Origin of the sequence: Brachybacterium sp. (assembly GCF_036379615.1) — a bacterium.
Classification (GTDB): domain Bacteria; phylum Actinomycetota; class Actinomycetes; order Actinomycetales; family Dermabacteraceae; genus Brachybacterium.
Genome location: NZ_DASVGJ010000019.1, coordinates 1 through 20,076, shown reverse-complemented (window position 1 = coordinate 20,076; position 20,076 = coordinate 1). Strand labels below are relative to the sequence as shown.

The 20,076-nt window shown below is 67.0% G+C and carries 23 protein-coding genes and 4 pseudogenes; 16 read left to right on the top strand and 11 right to left on the bottom strand.

All coding sequences use genetic code 11. The features are described from left to right. Positions 1-2: 2 nt before the first annotated feature. Positions 3-2,195, top strand: coding sequence for a sugar phosphate isomerase/epimerase family protein (locus VF289_RS04185; protein WP_330881382.1), 2,193 nt, complete (start codon positions 3-5; stop codon positions 2,193-2,195). Between the two features lie 7 nt (positions 2,196-2,202). Here VF289_RS04185 and VF289_RS04180 read toward each other — a convergent pair whose 3' ends face one another. Then, positions 2,203-2,562, bottom strand: a complete 360-nt coding sequence (locus VF289_RS04180) for a DUF1330 domain-containing protein (protein WP_330881380.1) — start codon at positions 2,560-2,562, stop codon at positions 2,203-2,205. 114 nt (positions 2,563-2,676) lie between these two features. Here VF289_RS04180 and VF289_RS04175 point away from each other — a divergent pair, with 114 nt between their 5' ends. Both VF289_RS04175 and VF289_RS04170 read left to right on the top strand, forming a co-directional pair. After that, complete coding sequence (locus tag VF289_RS04175; protein WP_330881378.1) at positions 2,677-3,465, top strand: helix-turn-helix transcriptional regulator; 789 nt, start codon at positions 2,677-2,679, stop codon at positions 3,463-3,465. Between the two features lie 67 nt (positions 3,466-3,532). Then, positions 3,533-4,375, top strand: coding sequence for a DUF1206 domain-containing protein (locus tag VF289_RS04170; protein ID WP_330881377.1), 843 nt, complete (start codon positions 3,533-3,535; stop codon positions 4,373-4,375). Between the two features lie 194 nt (positions 4,376-4,569). Here the strand turns inward: VF289_RS04170 and VF289_RS04165 are convergent, their stop codons facing one another. Beyond that, on the bottom strand, positions 4,570-4,746 hold the full coding sequence (locus tag VF289_RS04165) for a hypothetical protein (RefSeq protein ID WP_330881445.1): 177 nt from the start codon (positions 4,744-4,746) through the stop codon (positions 4,570-4,572). An 89-nt stretch (positions 4,747-4,835) separates the two neighbouring features. Beyond that, positions 4,836-4,994 (bottom strand): annotated as a pseudogene (locus VF289_RS04160) (SOS response-associated peptidase family protein); the annotation flags it as partial. Positions 4,995-5,160: 166 nt separating this feature from the next. Here VF289_RS04160 and VF289_RS04155 point away from each other — a divergent pair. From VF289_RS04155 to VF289_RS04140, 4 genes and pseudogenes are all read left to right on the top strand, one after another. Further along, positions 5,161-6,170: pseudogene (locus VF289_RS04155) on the top strand (IS481 family transposase). Positions 6,171-6,300: 130 nt separating this feature from the next. After that, positions 6,301-6,663, top strand: coding sequence for a hypothetical protein (locus tag VF289_RS04150; RefSeq protein WP_330881375.1), 363 nt, complete (start codon positions 6,301-6,303; stop codon positions 6,661-6,663). Next, positions 6,660-7,010: a transcriptional regulator gene (locus VF289_RS04145; RefSeq protein ID WP_330881373.1), complete on the top strand. Its 351-nt coding sequence runs from the start codon at positions 6,660-6,662 to the stop codon at positions 7,008-7,010. The genes VF289_RS04150 and VF289_RS04145 overlap by 4 nt, the downstream gene beginning before the upstream one ends. A 4-nt stretch (positions 7,011-7,014) precedes the next feature. After that, positions 7,015-7,569, top strand: coding sequence for a GNAT family N-acetyltransferase (locus VF289_RS04140; protein WP_330881371.1), 555 nt, complete (start codon positions 7,015-7,017; stop codon positions 7,567-7,569). Positions 7,570-8,254: 685 nt separating this feature from the next. Here VF289_RS04140 and VF289_RS04135 read toward each other — a convergent pair. Continuing rightward, positions 8,255-8,644 carry a TetR/AcrR family transcriptional regulator gene (locus VF289_RS04135; protein ID WP_330881369.1) on the bottom strand — a complete coding sequence of 130 codons (390 nt, stop codon included), beginning with the start codon at positions 8,642-8,644 and terminating at the stop codon, positions 8,255-8,257. A 134-nt stretch (positions 8,645-8,778) separates the two neighbouring features. Here VF289_RS04135 and VF289_RS04130 point away from each other — a divergent pair, with 134 nt between their 5' ends. The 3 genes from VF289_RS04130 to VF289_RS04120 are packed head-to-tail and all read left to right on the top strand — an operon-like array spanning position 8,779 to position 11,001. Then, on the top strand, positions 8,779-9,690 hold the full coding sequence (locus tag VF289_RS04130; RefSeq protein WP_330881367.1) for an oxidoreductase: 912 nt from the start codon (positions 8,779-8,781) through the stop codon (positions 9,688-9,690). Then, positions 9,687-10,514: an SDR family NAD(P)-dependent oxidoreductase gene (locus tag VF289_RS04125; protein ID WP_330881365.1), complete on the top strand. Its 828-nt coding sequence runs from the start codon at positions 9,687-9,689 to the stop codon at positions 10,512-10,514. Before VF289_RS04130 ends, VF289_RS04125 begins: the two co-directional genes overlap by 4 nt. A 37-nt stretch (positions 10,515-10,551) precedes the next feature. Next, positions 10,552-11,001, top strand: coding sequence for a nuclear transport factor 2 family protein (locus VF289_RS04120; protein ID WP_330881363.1), 450 nt, complete (start codon positions 10,552-10,554; stop codon positions 10,999-11,001). Between the two features lie 102 nt (positions 11,002-11,103). Here VF289_RS04120 and VF289_RS04115 read toward each other — a convergent pair whose 3' ends face one another. From VF289_RS04115 to VF289_RS04105, 3 genes are all read right to left on the bottom strand, one after another. Beyond that, the gene (locus VF289_RS04115; RefSeq protein ID WP_330881361.1) at positions 11,104-11,418 is read right to left on the bottom strand and encodes a transcriptional regulator; all 315 of its coding nucleotides are present in this window, start codon (positions 11,416-11,418) and stop codon (positions 11,104-11,106) included. Further along, on the bottom strand, positions 11,415-11,930 hold the full coding sequence (locus VF289_RS04110) for a hypothetical protein (protein ID WP_330881359.1): 516 nt from the start codon (positions 11,928-11,930) through the stop codon (positions 11,415-11,417). Before VF289_RS04110 ends, VF289_RS04115 begins: the two co-directional genes overlap by 4 nt. Positions 11,931-12,290: 360 nt before the next feature. Continuing rightward, positions 12,291-12,872 carry a DedA family protein gene (locus VF289_RS04105; RefSeq protein ID WP_330881357.1) on the bottom strand — a complete coding sequence of 194 codons (582 nt, stop codon included), beginning with the start codon at positions 12,870-12,872 and terminating at the stop codon, positions 12,291-12,293. A gap of 120 nt (positions 12,873-12,992) precedes the next feature. Between VF289_RS04105 and VF289_RS04100 the strand changes: the two are divergent. Next, positions 12,993-13,226 (top strand): annotated as a pseudogene (locus VF289_RS04100) (transposase); the annotation flags it as partial. 87 nt (positions 13,227-13,313) lie between these two features. On the opposite strand, the gene VF289_RS04095 reads toward VF289_RS04100, so the two are convergent. Beyond that, positions 13,314-14,360 (bottom strand): IS110 family transposase, encoded by a 1,047-nt coding sequence (locus VF289_RS04095; RefSeq protein WP_330881355.1) that lies wholly within the window; start codon positions 14,358-14,360, stop codon positions 13,314-13,316. A gap of 251 nt (positions 14,361-14,611) precedes the next feature. Between VF289_RS04095 and VF289_RS04090 the strand changes: the two are divergent. The 5 genes and pseudogenes from VF289_RS04090 to VF289_RS04070 form a co-directional block, all read left to right on the top strand. Further along, positions 14,612-15,517 (top strand): annotated as a pseudogene (locus VF289_RS04090) (IS3 family transposase); the annotation flags it as partial. Positions 15,518-15,765: 248 nt separating this feature from the next. Then, the gene (locus VF289_RS04085) at positions 15,766-16,347 is read left to right on the top strand and encodes a helix-turn-helix domain-containing protein (RefSeq protein WP_330881353.1); all 582 of its coding nucleotides are present in this window, start codon (positions 15,766-15,768) and stop codon (positions 16,345-16,347) included. A 141-nt stretch (positions 16,348-16,488) separates the two neighbouring features. Then, positions 16,489-16,713 (top strand): PLD nuclease N-terminal domain-containing protein, encoded by a 225-nt coding sequence (locus tag VF289_RS04080; protein ID WP_330881443.1) that lies wholly within the window; start codon positions 16,489-16,491, stop codon positions 16,711-16,713. Continuing rightward, a complete protein-coding gene (locus VF289_RS04075) occupies positions 16,710-17,642 on the top strand; it encodes an ABC transporter ATP-binding protein (protein ID WP_330881351.1) in 933 nt (310 codons plus the stop codon). The genes VF289_RS04080 and VF289_RS04075 overlap by 4 nt, the downstream gene beginning before the upstream one ends. Further along, complete coding sequence (locus VF289_RS04070) at positions 17,639-18,400, top strand: hypothetical protein (protein WP_330881349.1); 762 nt, start codon at positions 17,639-17,641, stop codon at positions 18,398-18,400. The genes VF289_RS04075 and VF289_RS04070 overlap by 4 nt, the downstream gene beginning before the upstream one ends. Before the next feature lie 94 nt (positions 18,401-18,494). On the opposite strand, the gene VF289_RS04065 is transcribed toward VF289_RS04070, so the two are convergent. From VF289_RS04065 to VF289_RS04055, 3 genes are all read right to left on the bottom strand, one after another. Continuing rightward, positions 18,495-19,331 (bottom strand): helix-turn-helix domain-containing protein, encoded by an 837-nt coding sequence (locus VF289_RS04065; RefSeq protein WP_330881347.1) that lies wholly within the window; start codon positions 19,329-19,331, stop codon positions 18,495-18,497. Then, entirely contained in the window at positions 19,328-19,666 is a 339-nt protein-coding gene (locus VF289_RS04060; protein WP_330881441.1) for a GyrI-like domain-containing protein, read from the bottom strand. The genes VF289_RS04065 and VF289_RS04060 overlap by 4 nt, the downstream gene beginning before the upstream one ends. Before the next feature lie 294 nt (positions 19,667-19,960). After that, positions 19,961-20,076, bottom strand: a 116-nt coding sequence (locus VF289_RS04055; RefSeq protein WP_330881439.1) for an IS3 family transposase, incomplete at its 5' end; no start/stop codon positions are given.

Sequence of the window (20,076 nt, the reverse complement as noted above, 5' to 3'; positions counted from 1 at the left end):
GCATGGAGCACGGCATCCTCACCGACCGCGCCGGCACCGCCGCCGCCTACGCCGCCGGCGCCGACTACGTCGAACCGACGGTGCTCGGCAACCTCCTGGTCCAGGACGCCGACGGCGCCTGGCAGGAGGCGCCGCTGACCGACGCCTGGCAGCCCGCACCGTCCTTCGCGGTGATCTGCCCGGCCGATCTGGGGCTCTCCGATCCCGCCGCCGACCAGGACCGCATCGCCGAACACCTGCGGCGTGTCATGGCGGCCGCGGCGCGCCGGGCACGGCCGGGCGCGACCGTGGTCCTCGGCAGCGGTGCGTCCCGTCGGACCCCCGCAGGCGTCGATCCCGCCGCCGCCCGGGCCCAGCTCGCCCGCAGCGTGCGCCGCGCGCGCGACCTGGCCGCCGAGCACGGACTGGAGGCGATCCTCGAACCGCTCCACCAAGGGGAGACCGACCAGATCAACAGCATCGCCGAGGCGGTCGAGTTCCTGGAGGAGCACGAGCTCTCGAGCATGCGTGTGGTCGCGGACCTCTTCCACATCATGCTCGAGGACGAGAGCCTCGAGGTGGTCCGCGAGCACGCCGGCTGGGTCGCCCATGCGCACATCGCGGACTCCGGTCGCCGCCCGCCCGGCCAGGGCGACTGGCCGCTGCGCGCCTTCCTCGCCTCGCTGCGCGAGGGCGGCTACCGCGGCGCCGTCTCCATCGAGTGCATCTGGGCCGATCTGGCCTCCGAGGCGGCCCCCGCGCTCGCCGCGGTGCGCGAGGCCGACGGCATCCCGTCGGCCCGCCCGAGCGCGGGCACCGCCGGGACGGCGGCCGGGGCGAGCATCGACCCGGCCACCGGTGCCCGCACCGCCGCGATCACCTCCAACGGCGGCTGGTGCTGGTTCCAGGACGAGCGCGGCCTGGTCGATCCGGCGACCGGCACCCTCCTGCTGGGCGCCGTCGCCTCCACCGGCGGGGCCGACGGGGACAGCCGCGGCGGGGACGTCGACCTGCACGTCGTGGACCTCGACCGGCTCGGAGAGCAGGGCGCGGCGGCGACGATCGTCCTCCACGCGGGCCTGGAGTCCGATGACCACGACAACCCGGCCCTGTGGCGACGGGCCGACGGCCGCTGGCTCGCCGTCTACAGCCGCCACAAGAGTGACGACCTCACCCGCTGGCGGCTCAGCGAGGTCGACGACCCCACCCGCTGGGGCCCGGAGCACTCCTTCGACTGGACCGGGCTGTTCGAGACCGAGCAGCAGGCCGCGGCGCTGGGCGGCGCACGGGGCGTCACCTACCAGAACGTGCACCGGCTCGACGGGGTGCTGCACTGCTTCGTCCGCGCGATCAACGACGACCCCTGCTATCTCATCTCCCACGACGACGGCGAGACCTGGCAGTTCGGCGGCCGCCTCCTGACCCGCGAGAAGATCGGCTACGTCAACGGCTACGCCCGCTACGCCTCCGGGACCCACCTGGGCACCGAGGACCGCATCGACCTGATCATCACCGAGCATCACCCGCGCGACCATGGCACCTCGATCTGGCACGGCTATCTCGCCGACGGGCGGCTCCACCGCGCCGACGGCACCGCCGTCGGGCCGCTGGGCCGCGGCCTCACCGACCCCACCCCCCGCGCCGAGGACCTCACCCTGGTGCTCGGCAACGGCTCCACCTGGGACGGCGCGGTGATGACCCATGCCTGGACCACGGATCTGCGCCGCTTCGCCGAGGGCACGCTCGTCGCCCTCATGACCGCCCGGGCCGATGACACCCTCGGGACGGCCACCAGCCGCCACGAGACCGATCCGATCGACCACCGCTTCTTCCGAGCCGTGCTCGCCCCGGGGCAGTCGCAGTGGCAGGTGCACGAGCTCGCCACGGCCGGCCCGCAGCTGTTCCCCCACGAGGAGGACTACACGGGCCTGGCCAGCGTCGACCCCGAGGACCCGGACGCGCTGTGGATCTCCACCTCCGTCGATCCCCGCACCGGGGCCGCCCTCGCCCACCACGAGATCTTCCACGGCATCACCGCCGACGGCGGCGGGAGCTGGACCTGGACCCCCGTCACCGAGGACTCGACGGTGGACAACGTCCGCCCGATCGCGGTGCCCGTCGACTCCGGCCGCGAGGTGCTCGCCTGGTACCGCGGCACCCTGCGCTCCTCGCAGAACTACGACGCGGAGGTGGTCGTGCAGGTGCGGACGCGGTGAGGGGTGCTCAGGGCGATGCCGCGGCGCGCAGGCTCTCGACCGTGCTCGAGCTGGTGTAGCCCTCCCCGACCCCTTCGAGGAGGACCACGGTGGAGCGGCTATGTCGGGTCCGCAGCGGCACCAGGTCCTGATAGGCGGACGAGCGGTACCAGGCCCGGGCCGCGTCGAGGTCCGGGAAGCCGATGATGACGATGTCCTCGTGGCGGCTGCCCTCGAGCAGCTCCGGGGAGCGGCCGTGGCTGATCCAGCGCCCACCGAAGGGCTGCATGGTCTGCTCGACCGCCTCCATGTAGGCGAGCAGCTCGTCGGTGACGCGGACGTCGTGGAGCATCGCGATCGCGTATGCCGGGGAGTTGTGGGCTTTCATGGGGCATCCTTCCGAGGGCCCGTGCCTCTCCACGGGGCGGTGTGCTCGTACTCTTCCTGCTCCGGGGCCGCCCTGACCATGACGTCGGAGGTCATGCCCGGATAGGCTCCTCCCATGACCCGCACCGCATCCCGCGAGGGCGTGGGGGCCGAGCTGCGTCGATGGCGTGAGCACCGAGCGCTCAGCCAGCTCGCCCTGGCCTCCCGGGCGGAGGTCAGCACCCGGCATCTCAGCTATGTCGAGAACGGCCGGTCACGGCCCACCCCGGAGATGATCCTGAAGCTCGCCGACGAGCTCGACGTCCCGCTGGGCGCGCAGAACCAGCTCCTGCTCAGCGGCGGCTATGCGCCGCAGCACCCGCAGCGCGCGCTCGAGGACCAGGACCTCTCCACCGTCATGGACGGGCTGCGCGCCCTGCTCGACGCCCACGCCCCCTGGCCCGCGCTGCTGCTGGACGACCACTGGGACCTGATCGATGCGAACAATTCCATGGAGGCGCTCCTCGCGGGCTGCGATCCCACGCTGCTCGAGCCACCGATCAACGTGCTGCGTCTTGCGCTGCATCCCCGGGGCCTGGCGCCGCGGATCCGCAATCTGGCCATCTGGCGCAGCCACCTGATGGATCAGCTCGCCCACCGGCTGGAGCGCACCGGAGGGGATGCTGTGCTGCAGGCGCTGCACGATGAGCTCCTCACCTACCCCGGCGGCACCGGGTCGGGCGCGGCGCAGGGCCCGGTGGTCGTGCTCGAGCTGGAGACGCGGGACGGCCTCCTGCGCTTCTTCAGCGTGGCCGGTCGGCTCGACGGGCCGACGGACGTGACCCTCGATGCACTGCATCTGGAGACGTTCGTCCCTGCGGACGAGGAGACACGACAGAGGATGGCGGCGCGCAGTCCCGGCTGAGCTCCCGCGCCCCGCAGCAGGAGCTGCACGGTCGTCGGGCGGCTCTCCGCCGCTCTACGATGCCCCCATGGCATCCCTGCAGAGCGCCCGTGACGGCGCGGAGAACGTCGGACGCACCGCCGAGGACATGGCGGAGCACCCGGTCTTCGAGAACATCGCCCGCGGCGGTTTCGTGATGAGCGGCCTCGTGCACATCCTGATCGGGGGGATCACCCTGCGGATGGCGCTCGGCGGCTCCTCGCAGGAGGCGGATCAGAGCGGCGCCCTGCGCACGGTCGCCTCCGCCCCGGGCGGGAACATCCTGCTCTGGATCGGCGGCCTCGCCATGTCGGCGCTCGTGCTGTGGCACCTGGCCGAGACCTGGTTCGGCGCGCGCTGGACGCACGGGACGAAGGACCGCCTCGCCCACGTCGTGAAGACCCTCGGCAAGGCGGTCGTCTACGGCGCGCTCGCGGTGACCTCCCTGCGCTTCGCGGCCGGGTCCGGCAGCGACTCCGGCCAGCAGACCTCCGAGCTCACCGCCGGGCTGATGGGCAGCGCCGCGGGCCGCATCGCGGTCGTGGTGGTGGGCCTGGTGGTGATCGGCATCGGCTGCTACCACGTGTTCAAGGGCGCGAGCCGCGGCTTCGAGGACGATCTGAGGGTGCCGAGCGGACAGACCACGGCTCGCGCGATCGTCGTCACCGGCGTGCTCGGCTACCTCGCCAAGGGCCTCGCCCTGCTGGGTGTGGGCCTGATGTTCGGATGGGCGGCGATCGGGGCGGACCCGGAGAAGGCCACCGGCCTCGACGGCGCCCTGCAGTCCATGGCCGCACTGCCGGCCGGCGGGGTCATCCTCGCCGTCATCGGCGCCGGACTGGTGCTCTACGGGATCTACGCGGTGCTGCGCTCACGCTACGCGCCGATGTGAGTCTTCAGAGGGAGTGTGCCGACCTGAAGCGGAGAGAGCAGGAGGCCCAAGGACTGCCCGATCTGATCGACGGCGCGGCGCTGCACGCGGCGCGGCGAGCGCGGTCCTGCTCGGACTGGTGATGGCGGTGGTAGGGATCAGCCCGACGTCCCTCAGCTGCCTCTGATCGTCGACGCGGTGCCGGACGATCTGCATCAACGCTGAAGTAACCCTCGAGCGAAGGTGACGTCCCAGCCGTCGCCGTCTTCGGCCTTGCGTGCGGCGGTGAGGCCGGCGGCGTGCAGCAGCTGCCCGCCGGGGTGGTGGATGAGGAAGGAGGCCCTGCCGCCGTCGTCGGTCTCGACCCACTCGGAGCAGCCGGTTGCGGGCACGACGGCGCGGCCGCTCGAGAACGGCCGAGGAACATGCCGTGGGTCGCGATCGTCTCCGGGCGCACGTTGATCGGGCGGAGACCCTTGTCCTTCGCCCACGCGGGGTGCAGCCCCCAACGTGCGAGCTCGAGACTCCGCTGCACCTCGCCGTCGTCGTCGACGAACTCGCGCACCACCGGCGCCTTGGTGCGCGGAGCGATGCTGTAGACCGGTTCCCACTCCCGCGCGCGATCACTCTTGGTCGCCACGCAAGAGTGGAGCAACCCCTCTTCGTCGAGCTCGAGAACATAGCGGCCACACTAAGTGTTGCGGGTCATGACGTTGTAGGCACCGCGCAGGGGATGAGGGAACGGGTCCCTGACCGGCACGATGGGTGGTGCTTAAGCCATTCATCTGCTGGAGGAGACCCGTTCCATGACCCACCGTAATGCCCCGCTGACCGCTGTCGGAAGACACCGCGCAGTCGCTCAGGTCCTCGAAGTTGGCCGTCCGATCGCACACGTCGCCGCGGAGTTTCATCTCGCTCGGCCCACGCTGTCGAAATGGGTCTCCCGCCACCGCGCGCACGGCCTGGCCGATCTGGAAGACCGTTCCAGTGCACCAGCGAACCGGCCATCGCGGCTGCCCGTGCGGGTGGTGGAGCTGATCGAGCACTGGCGACGAGAGAAGATGTGGTCCGCTCGACGGATTGCTCGTGAGCTCGCCCACGGGCACGGCGTCCGGTGCTGCGTGAGGACCGTGACGCGCTGGCTGGACCGGCTCGGACTCAATCGGATCCGCGACATCACCCCGGACGGCGAGAACCTCCGTTCACCAGGGAAGATCATCGCCCGCTATCCCGGCCACATGGTCCACATGGACGTGAAGAAGGTCGGGAAGATCCCCGACGGCGACGGCTGGTGGGCCCACAGCCGCGGCAGCGAACAGGCCCTCGCCGACAAGCGCGCCCACAAGCAGAAGGTCGGCTACACCTATCTCCACTCGATCATCGACGGGTTCTCCCGCCTGGCCTACACCGAGGCTCTCGGGGACGAGAAAGCCATCACGACGATCGCCTTCTCTACCGCGCGCGCGTGTTCTTCGCTGCCCACGGGATCACACGGATCACGCGGCTGATCACCGACAACGGCGCGAACTACACCTCGACGGCATTCCACCGATCGACCTGCGCGTTCATCCGCCGCCACCAGCGCACCAGGATCTACACGCCCCGGCACAACGGGAAGATCGAGCGCTACCGGCGGCTGCTGACCGATGAGTGCCTCTACGCCCGCCCCGACGCCTCCGAGAACGAACGGCGAGAGGCCATCGCGGTCTGGGTCCATCACCAGGACTACCATCGCCCCCACACCGCCTGCGGCGACCAGCCCCCAGCCTCACGCCTCCACGCCGGCGTCGACAACGTCATGACCGACTACACCTAGGGCGCTGTGTTCGCACCTGCCACACCTGGAGTTCGCGCGAGCTTGCACCTCGCTTTATGCGTGATAAATTAGTTTCGTGTCGCAACACAGTATCTCTGTAGATGAGGTTCGGGCTCTCATCGCCTCGGAGGTGAAGATCTCAGCCGAGGCGCGACGAGCAGTGCGCTGGTTCGTGGTCGCGCAGACCTTCTTCTCGCTGTCGTTCACGATCTCGCTCGACGTGCGCCACATGCCCTATTGGAACGCCTTCGTTCCGATGCTGCTGGGGACCGCATCGATCTGGATGGTTGCCTATCTCCAGCGCCGGTCTGCCCCGCGGCATGGGCTGCGGAACATGGGGATCGCCATGGCGACGTGGTTCGCGCTCTACACCTTGATGCTCGACCCGGCGCTGCGGCTCGTCGGGGCCACCTCCTCATGGTGGTGGGCCCTGGCCGGCATCATCGCAGCGAGCCCGATTCTTGCCCGCCTGTCAGCGAGCTCGCGCGGATGAGCCATCCGCGCAAGAACCTCGACTCCCTCATCCACTCCCCGGTCAGATTCTCCCTCCTCGCAGCCTTGCGGAATCTCGAGGACGTGGACTTCCGCTTCCTCGCCGACCTGCTCGAGGTCAGCGACTCGACGCTGTCCCAGACCCTGACGGCACTACTGGACGCCGGGCTGGTCGACGTGCGCAAGGAACCCTCTGGCAGACGTACCCGCACCTGGATCAGCATCACCGACGCCGGCCGTGCCGCCTTCCTGCAGCACCTGGCCACGCTGGAAGCGATCGTCGAGTCAGGCGACGTGGCCACCCCGGAATCTCAATCCTCGAGCCCCGAACCGAAAGCGAACACCTGACCCTGTGAGCACCTTCGTCCGCCTGTGCGCACCCGCAGACCTCGACCTGGCAGCACGAACACTGACGGCCGCCTTCACCGACTACCCGTGGACGCGCTACGTCATCCCTGACGACGACTACCCGGGGCGCCTGCACGCACTCCAGCACCTCTATCTCGCTCACGCCCTCCAGTACGGGGTCACGGCAGTCGTCGACGATGGATCCGGCGTGATCGCACTGCTGCCCCCCGACGCTCCAGGTCCCGACAGCCACACTCTCGAGCAGATCATGACCCTGCACGGTGACCGACTCGACCGTCTCACGCAAGAGGCCTCCTCTCACGGGGACTGGACACTCGAGACGCTCGGCGTGCATCCGCAGGCCCAGGGGAGAGGTGCCGGCGGTGCGCTGCTCGAGTTCGGCCTCGCCCTGGCCGCCCGGCGCGGAGCGCGAGCAATCCGTCTGGAGACCTCCAGTCAGGACAACGTGCGGCTCTACGAACGCCATGGATTCCAGGTCACAGGCTGGCGCGATCTCCCGGGTGGGCCCTCCGTGTGGACGATGCGGGCGGTGGTGTAACACCCACGAAGACTGTCCGTTCGGTTCTTGACCTGGTCTCCAAACATGCCTTCATCCTGTCAGGCGCGCCCTCGTCGGGTCTCACCGCAGGCCTTGTGGCTAACGGACTGCCCGCCCTGCCGTGGCCCACCCGGCCGAGGTGGGCGTTGCCGTGCTACCGATGTACGGGGCGGGCGCCCAACATCGAACTGTGTCAGTGCCCGAATAATGGCCCCTCTGGCACTGCATGGCGGCCGAGCAGCATGACCCGCAGGACTTGGGGCTTCAACTCCCAGGGCGTGGCGAAATGAAAATCTCCACACGGGTGGAAATCGCTCGTTTCGTTCACCGAGAATGATTCGATGAGGCTACGTCGGGCTTGCGCCACACTGGGATGTCACAGCCCAGCGTAAGATTGCCCTATGGCACTTGCGCACATCGCCCTTGCCCTCGCCGCCGTCGCCATGGCGACCGTGATCGTAGTCGGTATCGGAGTGCTACTGGTCGCCGTACTTAGACAGGCACTCGACGCGGCCCTCCTCGCGCGAAAAGACCGCCAGTAGAGGCCAACCTCCCTCATCGCCTAGGTAGTGCGAGTCAGGACGGTTCCGAACCGGATCGGCGTGGTGTCACCCGCCTGAACGGTTCGGGAGCTGGAACACGATCTCTGAGAACTTCCGTCCCTGGGCGGTCGACGGGGGCGTCGCTACCCTCGCGTGGTCGTGCCTGTCAGGAACTTGTCGAGGGCGATGTCGGTGAGCTCATCCAGCCGCTCCACGTCGATCGCCCCGGTGGTGACGAGTTTCGCCGCGTTCATCAACTCAAGCAGAGAGGGATTCTCCGTGGCGACGTGCGCAAAGGCTGACGTTGCTCGCCGGATGCGGGTGGAGAACTCCGCATCGTGAGGAGCGACCGCGTCGCAGAGGCCTTTCCTCAGCCGGGCATAGCCGTTCTCAGCCAGGGCGTCGAGCAGATCCTGGCGCTCCGGGAAGTGTCGCCGGGATGCGGCGTGGCTGACACCGACCTCTCTCGCCAAGGTCCGCAATGACAACTGCGCCGCCCAGCGAGCACGCAGGGTGCGTTCGGCGGCCTCCAACAGGGCGGCGCGCAGATCACCGTGATGGAACCGACGCTGCTCCGATGGTTGGTCCGAACTGTCGCTCGTGGCGTCAAGCGCAGGGGGTGAAGTAGACGTTGACAACTTGAGTAGTCAGTGACTACTTTGGCGTCATGACGTCTTCCGGACCGGGTGACATCCCGGCACTCAGCGGCCGTTCGATCGTGATCACGGGCGCCAACAGCGGAGTCGGCTACGCCACTGCCGCCGTACTCGCCGGCAAGGGAGCACGGGTAACCCTCGCCGTGCGCGACCTGAGCAAGGGGCGCGCCGCGGCCAGGGCAATGGGCGGCGACACGGAGGTGCGGCAGCTGGATCTGGCCAACCTGTCGTCGGTGCGGAGGTTCGCCGCCTCACTCACGGAGCCGATTGACGTCCTGATCAACAATGCCGGCATATCGATCCCACCGCTAAGGCGCACCGTCGACGGTTTTGAATCCCAGTTCGGGACCAATCACCTCGGTCACTTCGCCCTCACCAACCTGCTCCTACCCCAGGTGCGTGACCGGGTGGTCACGGTCGGCTCGCTCGTGCACCTCATCGGCCGCATCGACGTCACGGACCTCAACTGGCGCCGACGGCCTTACCGGCCCTACGGCGCGTACGGGCAGTCCAAGATCGCGAACCACCTGTTCGCTCATGAGCTGCACCGCAGACTCGTCTCCGCCGGTTCGCCGGTGATCTCGGTCCTCGCCCACCCGGGCATCGCCTCGACGAGCCTGATGAATGTCGAAGGGCAAGGGCTCAGGCCCCGCATCGAGAGGTTCTTCGTCCACTCGCTCGCGCAGTCCGCCGAAGCTGGGGCCTTGCCCAGCCTCTACGCGGCGACCGCTGACTTACCCGGTGATAGCTACGTCGGCCCCAACCGCATGATGGGGATGCGGGGCGCGCCAGCACCCGCCCGGCGCGCAGCCAAGACGCGGAATGTGCACACAGCACGACGCCTATGGGAGGAGTCCGAAGAGCTCACCGGCGCCGCCTTCCCACTCACGGGTGCCCGGCCTAACGATGGCGCACCACGATGACCGGGGAGCTGATCGTTGTCTCGGGAGCTTCGTCAGGTATCGGGAAGGCGACGGTCCGTGAGCTTGCGTCGCGCGGGTTCCACGTCCTGGCCGGAGTCCGCCGGGAGGAAGATGCAGCGGCCATCCGTGGCGAACGCATCGAACCGGTGATCCTCGATGTCACGGTCGGGGAGCACGTTGCAGCGCTCGCGTCCCGCGTCAGCGACGACGCGCAGCGCCGTCCCCTTCGGGCAGTGATCAACAACGCCGGCATCGAGATCAACGCTCCCGTAGAGGTCCTCCCGTTGGAGATCTGGCGCGAGCAGTTCGACGTGAACCTGTTCGGTCCCATCCGCATCATCCAGGCATTACTGCCCGCTCTACGGAGTAGCCGAGGGCGGATCGTCAACATCAGCTCCGTCGGCGCCGAGGTCGCACTCCCCATCTACGGCGCCTATGCCGGGTCCAAGGCCGCGCTCGAGTCCGCGAGTGATGCGCTCCGACGGGAAGTTCGCTCGCAGGGCGTACAGGTCGTGATCGTCCAATCTGGCGGCGTGAAGACACCCATGGCCGACCGCAGCGGGCCGCTCTCCTTAGAGCTGGCTACCGGCATGACCACTCGGCACTCGAACCTCTACGGCGAGTTGGTTGCATCCACCGTCAAGTTCCAGTCCTCGTTCCTGCAGAACGCCATCACCGCCGAGAAGGCAGCGGTCAAGATCGCGCGGATCGTCACTGCCAAGCATCCCCGGCCCCGGTACGGCCTCGGCCCCGATGCAGCCACCACTCTTCCCCTCAACCGCGTCCTGCCGACTCGTCTCATGGACCGCATCGTGTCCCGCTGACCTCCCCGCTCCAAAACCTCACGAAAGGGCAATCCTCATGACCCTAGAAGGCGGCCGCGCCGACGTCATCGAGCTCTTCGGACGCTATGCCGACATCGCCGACATGAAGCAGTTCGAGGAACTCTCTCAGCTCGTCCACACGGACCCTTACACCATGGACTCCGAATCGATCACGGGGACGGCTGCTCCCAGCACCTCCCTGAACGATCACGCCGCCATGCTCAGCGGCTCCTTCTCGAGGTTCGTCGCCACCCACCTCCCGATCACAGGACACGTCATCGACATCGCCGGTGACCACGCCACCGCTCATGCGCACGTACGCGCTGAGCACTGGGTCCTCGAGGACGTCGCGGCGGGCGGTCCGAACCGTTGGCTCATCGTCGGCTTCGACGACAACGAAGCGGTGCGAACCGAGCACGGCCGGCGCTTCAGAAAGGTCGAACTCACCGCCGCCTACGCGAAGAACAACCACCTACTCCAGAGCTAGGGCCTGTCATCAGAACGCGCAACTTCCCCTCCGGCAGTGTCTCGGGCGAGCTGACCGATGCGCTGGGAGCGCGCTGGCCAGGTCGTGTGAGCGCGCGAGGTCTCATACCTCGCCAGCGGCGATGCGGTCGAGCGAGGCGAGATGTTCTTCGAGCGCTGTTCGGCCGGCCGGGGTGAGCGCCACCCACGTGAGTCGGCGCGCATCGGTGCGCGATGGCGATCTCTCCTTGCGCAGTACGACCACGTCGGCCTCGGCGAGGACCTTGAGGTTCTTGGACAGGTTCGCGTCCGTCAGCTTGAGCGCGTCGCGAATGACGCCGAACTCGAGCTCGGAGACCTGCCGCAACAGGCCACAGATGCGCAGGCGCAACGGAGCGTGGATCACCACGTGGAAGGTTGCGGCGGGCTCGGCGCTCATGCCGCCCCGCGACTTCGCCCATCGGTCCGCCCGCCGCTGGCCAGCTCGGTACGGAGGACGTCGTCGTAGTGACGCCCGAGTACGGCGGTGACCGCCCCGCAGATCACGGCAGACACGAGGCCCCAGGCCGGTTCGATGCCAGTGAACTTGATGCCAAGGTTGCTGACCATGCCTACGGTGAGCACGCCGACCAGGACTGTCATGAGCCGTCGGGTCCGCGGGCCGACGGGCGCGGTCACCGACACGCCGTAGCTCCGGGTATAGGCCGTCACGAGCACGGGGATCATCACGACCCCGAGGGCGAGTACGGCCATGGAGAGCACCCCCGGTAGGGCCTGCGCTCCGACGAGGAGTGTCACTATCCCACCGAGTATTGGGTGGTACCACCACGGAGTAACGACGCGTTCGGCCAACAGAGCCCGGTCGACATCGAGACTGGCCAAGGTCTCGAGCGCCTCCTGCTGAGAACTGACGTCGCCACCTCGGGCCTCGGCGCTCTGGTTGTTTTCCATGTCGGCAACTCTATAAGTTCCTTGCGGCTTTGGCAACTACGCCCCGGATACTCGGAACCGAGCGTGGAGCACGCCGAGTGGGGCGGCCTAGCTAGGGAGCAGGCCTCGAGCTCATCCTGAACGTTCGTGACCCCCTACCTCCGCTATAAAAGCGGGATAGAGCAACGTATCGTTTGGCCGTGCCAGGCGTGAAAGATGTGTCGCAAAATTTTCACTCCCGGGCCCTATTGAGTACCCTAAACTACCGGCTCGTAACTGTTCCGCTGGGGTGTCTCTGTTTGCACCGGCTCGGCGCAGCCGCGAGTGAACAGCCTCTCGGGAGGTCTTAGAAAGCGACAGAGAACGTTGGCCGGTTCAGTGTCAGGCTGCTGTTTCCTTGCGGCGTTTGCTGGCCGCGGCGCCGGCGAGGTATCCACCGACTGCCAGGATCGCGAGGGTCACCCACAGTGCGTATTTGTCGACAGCGATGACGATGTCGACCGCGTCTTGTCCTGCGCTGTATCCGAGCCACACCACGGTGCCGGTGATGAGGAGCGCGCCCAGGGCATCGGCGATCAAGAAGGTGGCGAGGCGCATTTGGGCGAGTCCGGCGAACAGGTGGACCAGGAGCTTGGGGATGCCGGGCAGGAAGGACAACAGGACCATCAGGACCAGGACCCAGCGTGGCATCTTCTCGAGTCGCTTCGCGAAGCGTTCGGCGTACCGGCCTGGGGTGAAGAAGGTCAGTGCCTTCGGGCCCCACGTGCGTCCGGCGAGCCAGAACAACCAGTCGAGCTTGATCATGCCAAGCACTCCGGCGACGATCACGAGCCACAGAGACGTCTCACCGATCCGAGCGAAGGCCGCGCCAGCGCCGATGGTGGGGAGACCACCGGTCAGTGCACTGAGGGCGACGGGCGAGGAGGCGACGAGAAACGGTCGCAGGGGGAGCGAGGCGAGCATCAACAGAAGGCCACCGAAGATGCCTCCGATAAGAACCTTGTCCCTCCGGGTCATCGGCGGGGACTGATGCGCGGGTAGGTGTCACGTGATCTGTGGCGCTGAGGAGCGTTGCAGGGAAGGATGTGTGCCATGCCCGCTCCCTATCCCCAGGAGTTCCGGGACGACGTCGTCCGCGTCGCGAGGAACCGTGAACCTGGCCAGAAGCTCGTCGTGATCGCGAAGGACTTTGGGATCTCCGAGTCGTGCCTGACGAACTGGATGCGTCAGGCCGATGTCGAGGACGGCGCCCGGCCCGGAAAGACCCGGGAAGAATCGACTGAGCTGCGCGATCTGCGTCGCCGGAACCGGCTGCTCGAGCAAGAGAACGAGGTCCTGCGCCGCGCGGCCGCCTACCTGTCCCAGGCAAACCTGCCGGGAAAAGGACGCTTCTATGCCTTGTTGTCAAGCCATCCGAGTCCGAAGTTCTCGGAACAGAGACCGGCAGACGTAACGTTTGAGGCATCGTCGGATCTCGCGCTTGGAAAGCCCTTCGGCACGCCGACGCTCAACATATTCGCAGGTGGCGGGGTCGTAGCTCATCCGCGTGCGGACGACGACGTCGACGGCACGGTTGAGTTGCCGGTCGCCTGAGCGGGAGAGCCGATGGCGACTGGTGTTGCCCGAGGAGGCCGGCAACGGGGCTATGCCGCCGAGCGCCGCGAAAGCCGCTTCAGAGCGCACCCGTCCGTGGTGTGAGTACGACGCCACCAAGATCGCTCCCGTGACCGCGCCGACCCCCGGGATGCTCTGGAGGCCCGGGGCGAGAGTCTCGGTGAGTACGGACAGCGCCCGGTGGTTCTGCTGCAGTGACCTGGTCTGCTCGATGATCGACTTGGCCAGTCTTCGTCCCTCCTCACGGAAGACTCGATGTGATCGCTCATCTCGCCCGGTCCGCCAGGCCGCGATGGTGGCGATCTGAGCGTCAGTAAGCGGTTTGCGCGCATCGATTCCGACGTCGGTGGTGCGCAGGAGTGCCGTGAGCGCGTTCTTGTTGGCCGTGCGCTGCTGATCGGTCAGCGACCGGCTCGTGAGCAGCACGCGGAGCGCCGCGCGGTCACCAGAGCGACGTGGATGAGCGAGCTTCTCGGTATCCGTGGAAAGCGCCGTTCGAGCGGCTGCTTCTGCATCCAGCGGGTCTGACTTGCCTGTTCGTGCTCGGGAACGGCGGTAGAGAGCTCGAATCTCGGCCACCTCGATCCCCTCGGTCAGAAGGGCGGCGGTGATGCCAGCACCGTACGAGGAAGTACCCTCCACGGCTGCGAGCACCGCCGTCCCTTGAGTTCTTCGTCGGATCCAGGAGACTGCACGCTGCATCCCGGGGGCCGTAGTCGGGAACGATCTCGTATCGACCATCGCTCCTGTTCGGGACTCGATGATGCAATACGTGTGAGTACGCGCGTGGGTATCGATCCCCGCGACGTGCTCGTAGCGTTCGGTAACGGCGGCCATGGTGAGTTCCTCCAGTCGTCAGCACTTCAGCGGGCTGGCCCGGGTCGCTCAGAGTCACATCTGTAATGAGTCACGTCCCTGGGGACGGACAGGCTTCTGATCAAGGCATCTGGGCGGAGAGACCGAGCCGAAGCCCGGCCGAGGGCACGTCCTTTTGAAGACATCGTGAACTCTTCACGAGTCGGTTCTACCCGGAGCCACTCGGCCGAGCTACGGCTCAGCATCCCAGCCGGCCGCAGGCCCGCCAGAGGCCATTACAGTTCTACCCGCTCGTGAGCGAGCTCGCCGCCGACGGCATTCCCGTCGCGGTGTCCCTGCGGGTCCTGAAGCTCTCCCGCCAGCCCTACTACCGCTGGCTGCACGAGCAGGTCACTGCAGCCGAGCTGACCGAGGCCTATCGAGCCAATGCCCTGCTGGATGCCCATCGCGACGATCCGGAGTTCGGCTACCGCTTCTTGGCAGGCGAAGCCGCAGCAGCAGGCGTAGAGATGTGTGAGCGCACGGCGTGGAGGATCTGCCGGGACAACCAATGGTGGTCCGTATTCGGGAAGAAGCGCGGCAAGAATGGAAAGCGGCCCGGTCCACCGGTCCACGACGACCTCGTGAAGCGCGACTTCACCGCCGACGACGCCAACGAACTCTGGCACACCGACATCACCGAGCACTGGACCGACGAGGGGAAGCTCTATCTCTGCGCTATCAAGGACGTCTTCTCCGGCCGGATCGTTGGCTACTCCATGGACTCCCGGATGAAGGCTCGCCTCGCAGTGAACGCCCTGGACAATGCGTTATCTCGGCGCCGAGATGCGGCTGGCTGCATCGTGCATTCCGACAGAGGGTCACAGTTCAGAGCAAGGAAATTCGTCCATGCTCTGAACCTCCACCACCTCATCGGCTCGATGGGCCAGGTCGGTGCGGCCGGTGACAACGCCGCCATGGAGTCCTTCTTCGCCCTGCTCCAGAAGAACGTCCTGGACCGCAAACGCTGGCGGACCAGAGAAGAGCTGCGGACCGCGATCATTCCCCCGCAAGCGGGAGGTACCCCCTCCTGGATCGAACGCACCTACCACCGCCGACGCCGGCAGGCGCGCCTGGGCCGATTGACCCCCATCGAATACGAGACCATCATGAACCAGCCCGTCAGCCTGGCGGCCTAACCCCAGCTGACACCTCATCGCGCATCAGTCCCGAGCACCACTTCTTTGTGGCGCTTCCCGTGGACGCCGACCCGTTGACAGCGCTGGTGCTTAGCGTTGTAGAGCCAGTTGATGCGGCACGGCTCCAGTCCCCTCTGGGGGTGCAGCCAGTGCCGACGGACGTGCTGCAGAGTGCGGAAACACCTGACGGCAGTCGTCCTCCGAGAGCCAGACGCCGGTATCGCTATCAATACTGATATAATTCGCGGATGGCTACACCGTCAGCACTGCTGCATCCCGTCCGGCTTCGGATCGTTCAGTCACTGCTGGGCGACGAGGAGCTGACGACACATCAACTTCACGAGCGACTCTGCGATGTTCCGATCGCGACGCTGTACCGGCACGTCGGCCACCTGGTCACGCACGAGGTTCTCGAAGTGGCCGACCAGCAGCAGGTTCGGGGAGCAAGCGAGAAGACATACCGGCTGGTCCCAGAAATTGCAAACCCCTCAGCGGAGGAGCTGAAGGCTCTCAGCGCAGAGGAGCTCTTGACCGCGTTCACCGTGTTCGCCTCTGGCCTCATCGGCGACTTCGATGACTACCTCAAAGGGGGAGATCCTGACCTGTACGCGGATCGGGTGAGTTTCGCGCAGGCCTCCTTCTGGGCGAGCGACGAGGAGCTCGATGTGTTCGGTCAGGCGCTCATGGCTGCGCTTGCGGAGCTGAGGGCCAACGGTCCAGGTCTGGGCCGTCGGCGTCGCATCTTGAGCACAGTGCTGATGCCGCGCGACGCAAACCCACCGAGGGGCACCGCTGACCACGAAGCGGCCCCAGGAGAGTCAGACGAATGAGTGCGCCGAGCCCATAACGGCTGTCGGCCGAGTGGTCGGTTGTTGTGGCGCTTCCCAGGACGAACAGCTGCTCACGCGGGGCGGCCGGATATGCATCCGCTCGGCAGCAGAAACCCAAATGAACGGAAAAAAGTGAACGTTATGAACGCTGATGCGGCGATGCTCGGGCCGCTCATCCCCGTGCTGATACTGACCCTCCTGCTGGTCGGGTGGTCATTGATCGACATCGCGCGAAGACCAGTTCAGCACCTCCCCAAATGGGCGTGGGCGCTGCTCGTGCTCGTCGCGGTGCCGCTCGGCGCGGTCATCTATCTCGTCACCGGACGCACCCGAGGCCAGAAGCTCCGGGACGAGGATCTGCGATGACCACAGCGCTGACCGTCAAGAACCTCACCCGCGTCTATCCGGGAGGCGGGGGTGTGCGCGCCATCGACTTCACTGCGGACGAGCGTTCCGTTACGGCCGTCATCGGCCCCAACGGGGCCGGAAAGACCGTGCTGTTCAGCATCATCGCGGGTCTCGCCTCGGCGGAGTCCGGGACCGTGGACATCGCGTTGCCGCACGCGAGGGTCGCCTACTGCCCCGACGTGCCCCAGTTCGAATCCTGGCTCACCGCGCTGGAGGTCGTACAGATCTCCCTCGCTGTCGCCGCCGAGAGTGCCAGTCGGGATGGCGTCGTTGGAAGCCGAGCACGCGCGGACCGCGCACGAGAGGCGCTCCAGATCTGCGGCCTCGGTGCGGTCATGCACCGTCGCGTCGGCGATTTCTCCCGCGGCATGCTGCAGCGGCTCGGGATCGCCGCGGCGCTCATCACCGATCCCGAGATCCTGATCCTCGACGAACCCCACAGCGCACTCGACCCCATCGGTCGCGCCGACATGCGCGCACTCATCACCGAGCAGAAACGCCACCGCTGCATCCTGCTGTCCAGCCACTTGCTGAGCGAGGTCGAACAGCTCGCCGACCACATCGTCGTCATCGACAAAGGACGCCTCGTCACGCAAGGCGACACCGTATCGATCCTCACCGAGGGCCTCGAGCCGGTGTGGACCATCCGCCTCGGCGCACCGGCGCAGATCAGCGAGGATGACCTCGCCGCCGCCGTTCCCGAAGCTCGCTTCACGTTCGAGGCCGACACCCTGTGCACCGCCCGGTTCCGCAGCTTCGACGCCGCCGCCACCCAGCTCATGACGGCACTGCACCACCTCCGCGCGCCCCTGCTCGAGGTCACCTTGCGCGACCGCGACCTCGACGCCTCCTTCGCCCGCATCGTCCAGAACCAGGACCGACCATGAGCCTCATCCTTGCCTCGGCAGCCGTCGAGGTCCGCCGCCTCACCCGTTCGGGTCTGCTCGTCGGACTGCTCGCCGTCTTCGCCTTCTTCGGACTCGCCGGGCCTGCCCTGGCGCTCTACATGCCCGAGATCCTCGGAGCCGCAGCCGGTACCGAGCAGCTCTCCATCCAAGCGGCTGAGGCCACGCCCGAAGACGGCGTCGCGCTCTTCAACCAGAGCGCCATGCAGCTGGGGCTCATCCTCGCAGTGGCCGTCGCGATCACCTCACTGAGCTGGGATTCCCGACCGGGATCCTCGATCTTCTACCGCACCCGCGTGACGCGCCTCGCTCGCCTCACAGTGCCCCGACTCATCATCGGCTGGATCGCCGTCATCGCCAGCTACACCATCGCCCTGGTGCTCGCGGCAGGGCTTACCGCGATGTTCCTGGGCCCAGTCGAGCCCCGACAGCTCATCGGGGTAGGGACGGCCTCCGCCATTTACCTCGTCATGGCCATGAGCATCGGCTACCTCATCATGACGCTCACCCGCCGAACCGCCGCAGCGATCGCCTCGGCAACCGTGCTCATGTTGATGCTGCCCCTCCTCAGCAGCATCGATCACCTGACGGCGTGGGCTCCGACCACACTCCTCGCTGCGCCTGGGCTCGAGCCTGCGGAACTTGCGAGGCCGCTTCTCTCAGCGACTGTCGTCTCGGCCGGATGCATCGTCACCGCGAGTCTCCTTGCCACTCGGCACAGCCTGCGGCGCGAAGCATAGACGGCGAGAGAGGACTTCCATTAAGAGATGGACCTATGGCCCGCATGGGTATGCCCAACCGCGACGTTGGTTCCACTCGGCACATGATCGCCGCCTATGGGTCACCCGAGGTCTCATCCATCCAAGGCGTGGTCCCCTCGAATCTTTGTGCGACCTGGCATCGGAAGGGGTCCCCGTCGAGGTAGATCTCGCGCGGCGGTCCCACCGGGCAGTGCGCACCCTGGGACGCGGCGTCACGCACGGCATCGAACGAGCGTAGGATCGTCGGGAACTGCACCTCCCCGAACGGCACCTCGACGAAGAACTCCGAGCCAGCGTGCTCAACTCCGTCCGCAAGCGATACGTTGACGACCGGGACACGTACGTCGATCGGCCCGTCGGACTCCCAGCTGACCTCGCCGTGATAGACCACGACAAGGTGCGACGAGCGATCGAAGTTCGCTCCTGCGCGGTCGACGAGGGCCGCAGCGGATCGCTCGATATGCGCGGGAAGATCGGCGGCAGTGGTACGCACGGTGCGCGAGAGGAAGGCCTGGGCAGCCACCTCGCGGCTGCGCACCCCCGTCGTACACCCATCGCCCGCAGGCCGATTGCCGCCGCGGGTACTCGCAAGATCGTCGAGCAGCGCGACGGCCCGTTGATGCGCCCGAACCGTCTCTGCTCTGTACTCATCGAGCAGAGCGGCTCGGTCCTCACCCGTGGCGGCCAGCACCGCGCCGATGCGCGCAAGAGGCATCCCGGCCCGGCGCAGCAGGGCGATCAGCTGTGCGGCGTCCGCCTGTGCCGGCAGGTAGTAGCGGTATCCCGTGTACTCATCGACGAGATCCGGGCGCAGCAGTCCACGACGCTCGTAGAGCCGTAACGCCTTCGGAGACAGCCAGGTGAGTTTGCTGAACTCTCCGATCGACAGCCTCTCGACGGGCTCGCTCATGCCAGCAAGTATGCAACCTCCACATCCCACCTGCTGCGGTCCGGTTCGGACTGCGGGTCCGTCAGGAACTGCTCCGTGCGTGCATGCCAGAGGATCCCGTCCTGGCGTTCATCGATCGCAAGTTCGAGCCCCTGGTCACCGGCCCACTGCCACATCTCGGCGTGCACCTTCTCGAGCACATCCGGGCCCCCATCGGGCCGCGCCACGATATAGCGCCCAGCGGGAAGGGCGCCTGTCGCGAATCCTTCCCCGAGCTCGAGGGGCGCGGCTACGGGCACCGAAACGGTGATGTCCATGGGATCCGCAGCGGTCTTCAAGCGGTGGTACTGATAAATCGGACCTCCCAGGGGGATACCGCCCGCCGCCGCGAGAGCCGCATAGATCTTCGGAACGTACGCATTAACGCGATTCTAATGAGCGAGCTCGGCCGTCATCGCGACACCGACCCACGGACGCTCCGCACGCTCCTCGACAACAAATCCCGTCATCATCGTCCTCCTGGTCGCCCGCCGACTCTCGGAGGGGCCTCCATCAAGGAGAGACGTTCACCCAAGGACAAGGTCAACACCACGATCACGGCAACCATTCGAACGTCGCTCTGCAAGTGAACCGGCTCAGGTTCTCTGCCGCTACTTTGCGGGTTCGGGCTCTCGGGTGAGGGCCTCGTAGTGGAGCGTCTCGAACTCTATCGGGGTGAGCATCCCAAGGGTCCCGTGGAGGCGCCTGTTGTTATACCAGTCGACCC

What these genes read in the sequence shown, in the direction of transcription:
- VF289_RS04185 (WP_330881382.1), top strand. Translation starts at nt 3, where the DNA reads ATGGAGCACGGCATCCTCACCGACCGCGCCGGCACCGCCGCCGCCTAC.
- VF289_RS04180 (WP_330881380.1), bottom strand. Translation starts at nt 2,562, where the DNA reads ATGAAAGCCCACAACTCCCCGGCATACGCGATCGCGATGCTCCACGAC.
- VF289_RS04175 (WP_330881378.1), top strand. Translation starts at nt 2,677, where the DNA reads ATGACCCGCACCGCATCCCGCGAGGGCGTGGGGGCCGAGCTGCGTCGA.
- VF289_RS04170 (WP_330881377.1), top strand. Translation starts at nt 3,533, where the DNA reads ATGGCATCCCTGCAGAGCGCCCGTGACGGCGCGGAGAACGTCGGACGC.
- VF289_RS04145 (WP_330881373.1), top strand. Translation starts at nt 6,660, where the DNA reads ATGAGCCATCCGCGCAAGAACCTCGACTCCCTCATCCACTCCCCGGTC.
- VF289_RS04130 (WP_330881367.1), top strand. Translation starts at nt 8,779, where the DNA reads ATGACGTCTTCCGGACCGGGTGACATCCCGGCACTCAGCGGCCGTTCG.
- VF289_RS04125 (WP_330881365.1), top strand. Translation starts at nt 9,687, where the DNA reads ATGACCGGGGAGCTGATCGTTGTCTCGGGAGCTTCGTCAGGTATCGGG.
- VF289_RS04120 (WP_330881363.1), top strand. Translation starts at nt 10,552, where the DNA reads ATGACCCTAGAAGGCGGCCGCGCCGACGTCATCGAGCTCTTCGGACGC.
- VF289_RS04115 (WP_330881361.1), bottom strand. Translation starts at nt 11,418, where the DNA reads ATGAGCGCCGAGCCCGCCGCAACCTTCCACGTGGTGATCCACGCTCCG.
- VF289_RS04110 (WP_330881359.1), bottom strand. Translation starts at nt 11,930, where the DNA reads ATGGAAAACAACCAGAGCGCCGAGGCCCGAGGTGGCGACGTCAGTTCT.
- VF289_RS04105 (WP_330881357.1), bottom strand. Translation starts at nt 12,872, where the DNA reads ATGCTCGCCTCGCTCCCCCTGCGACCGTTTCTCGTCGCCTCCTCGCCC.
- VF289_RS04095 (WP_330881355.1), bottom strand. Translation starts at nt 14,360, where the DNA reads ATGGCCGCCGTTACCGAACGCTACGAGCACGTCGCGGGGATCGATACC.
- VF289_RS04085 (WP_330881353.1), top strand. Translation starts at nt 15,766, where the DNA reads ATGGCTACACCGTCAGCACTGCTGCATCCCGTCCGGCTTCGGATCGTT.
- VF289_RS04080 (WP_330881443.1), top strand. Translation starts at nt 16,489, where the DNA reads ATGAACGCTGATGCGGCGATGCTCGGGCCGCTCATCCCCGTGCTGATA.
- VF289_RS04075 (WP_330881351.1), top strand. Translation starts at nt 16,710, where the DNA reads ATGACCACAGCGCTGACCGTCAAGAACCTCACCCGCGTCTATCCGGGA.
- VF289_RS04070 (WP_330881349.1), top strand. Translation starts at nt 17,639, where the DNA reads ATGAGCCTCATCCTTGCCTCGGCAGCCGTCGAGGTCCGCCGCCTCACC.
- VF289_RS04065 (WP_330881347.1), bottom strand. Translation starts at nt 19,331, where the DNA reads ATGAGCGAGCCCGTCGAGAGGCTGTCGATCGGAGAGTTCAGCAAACTC.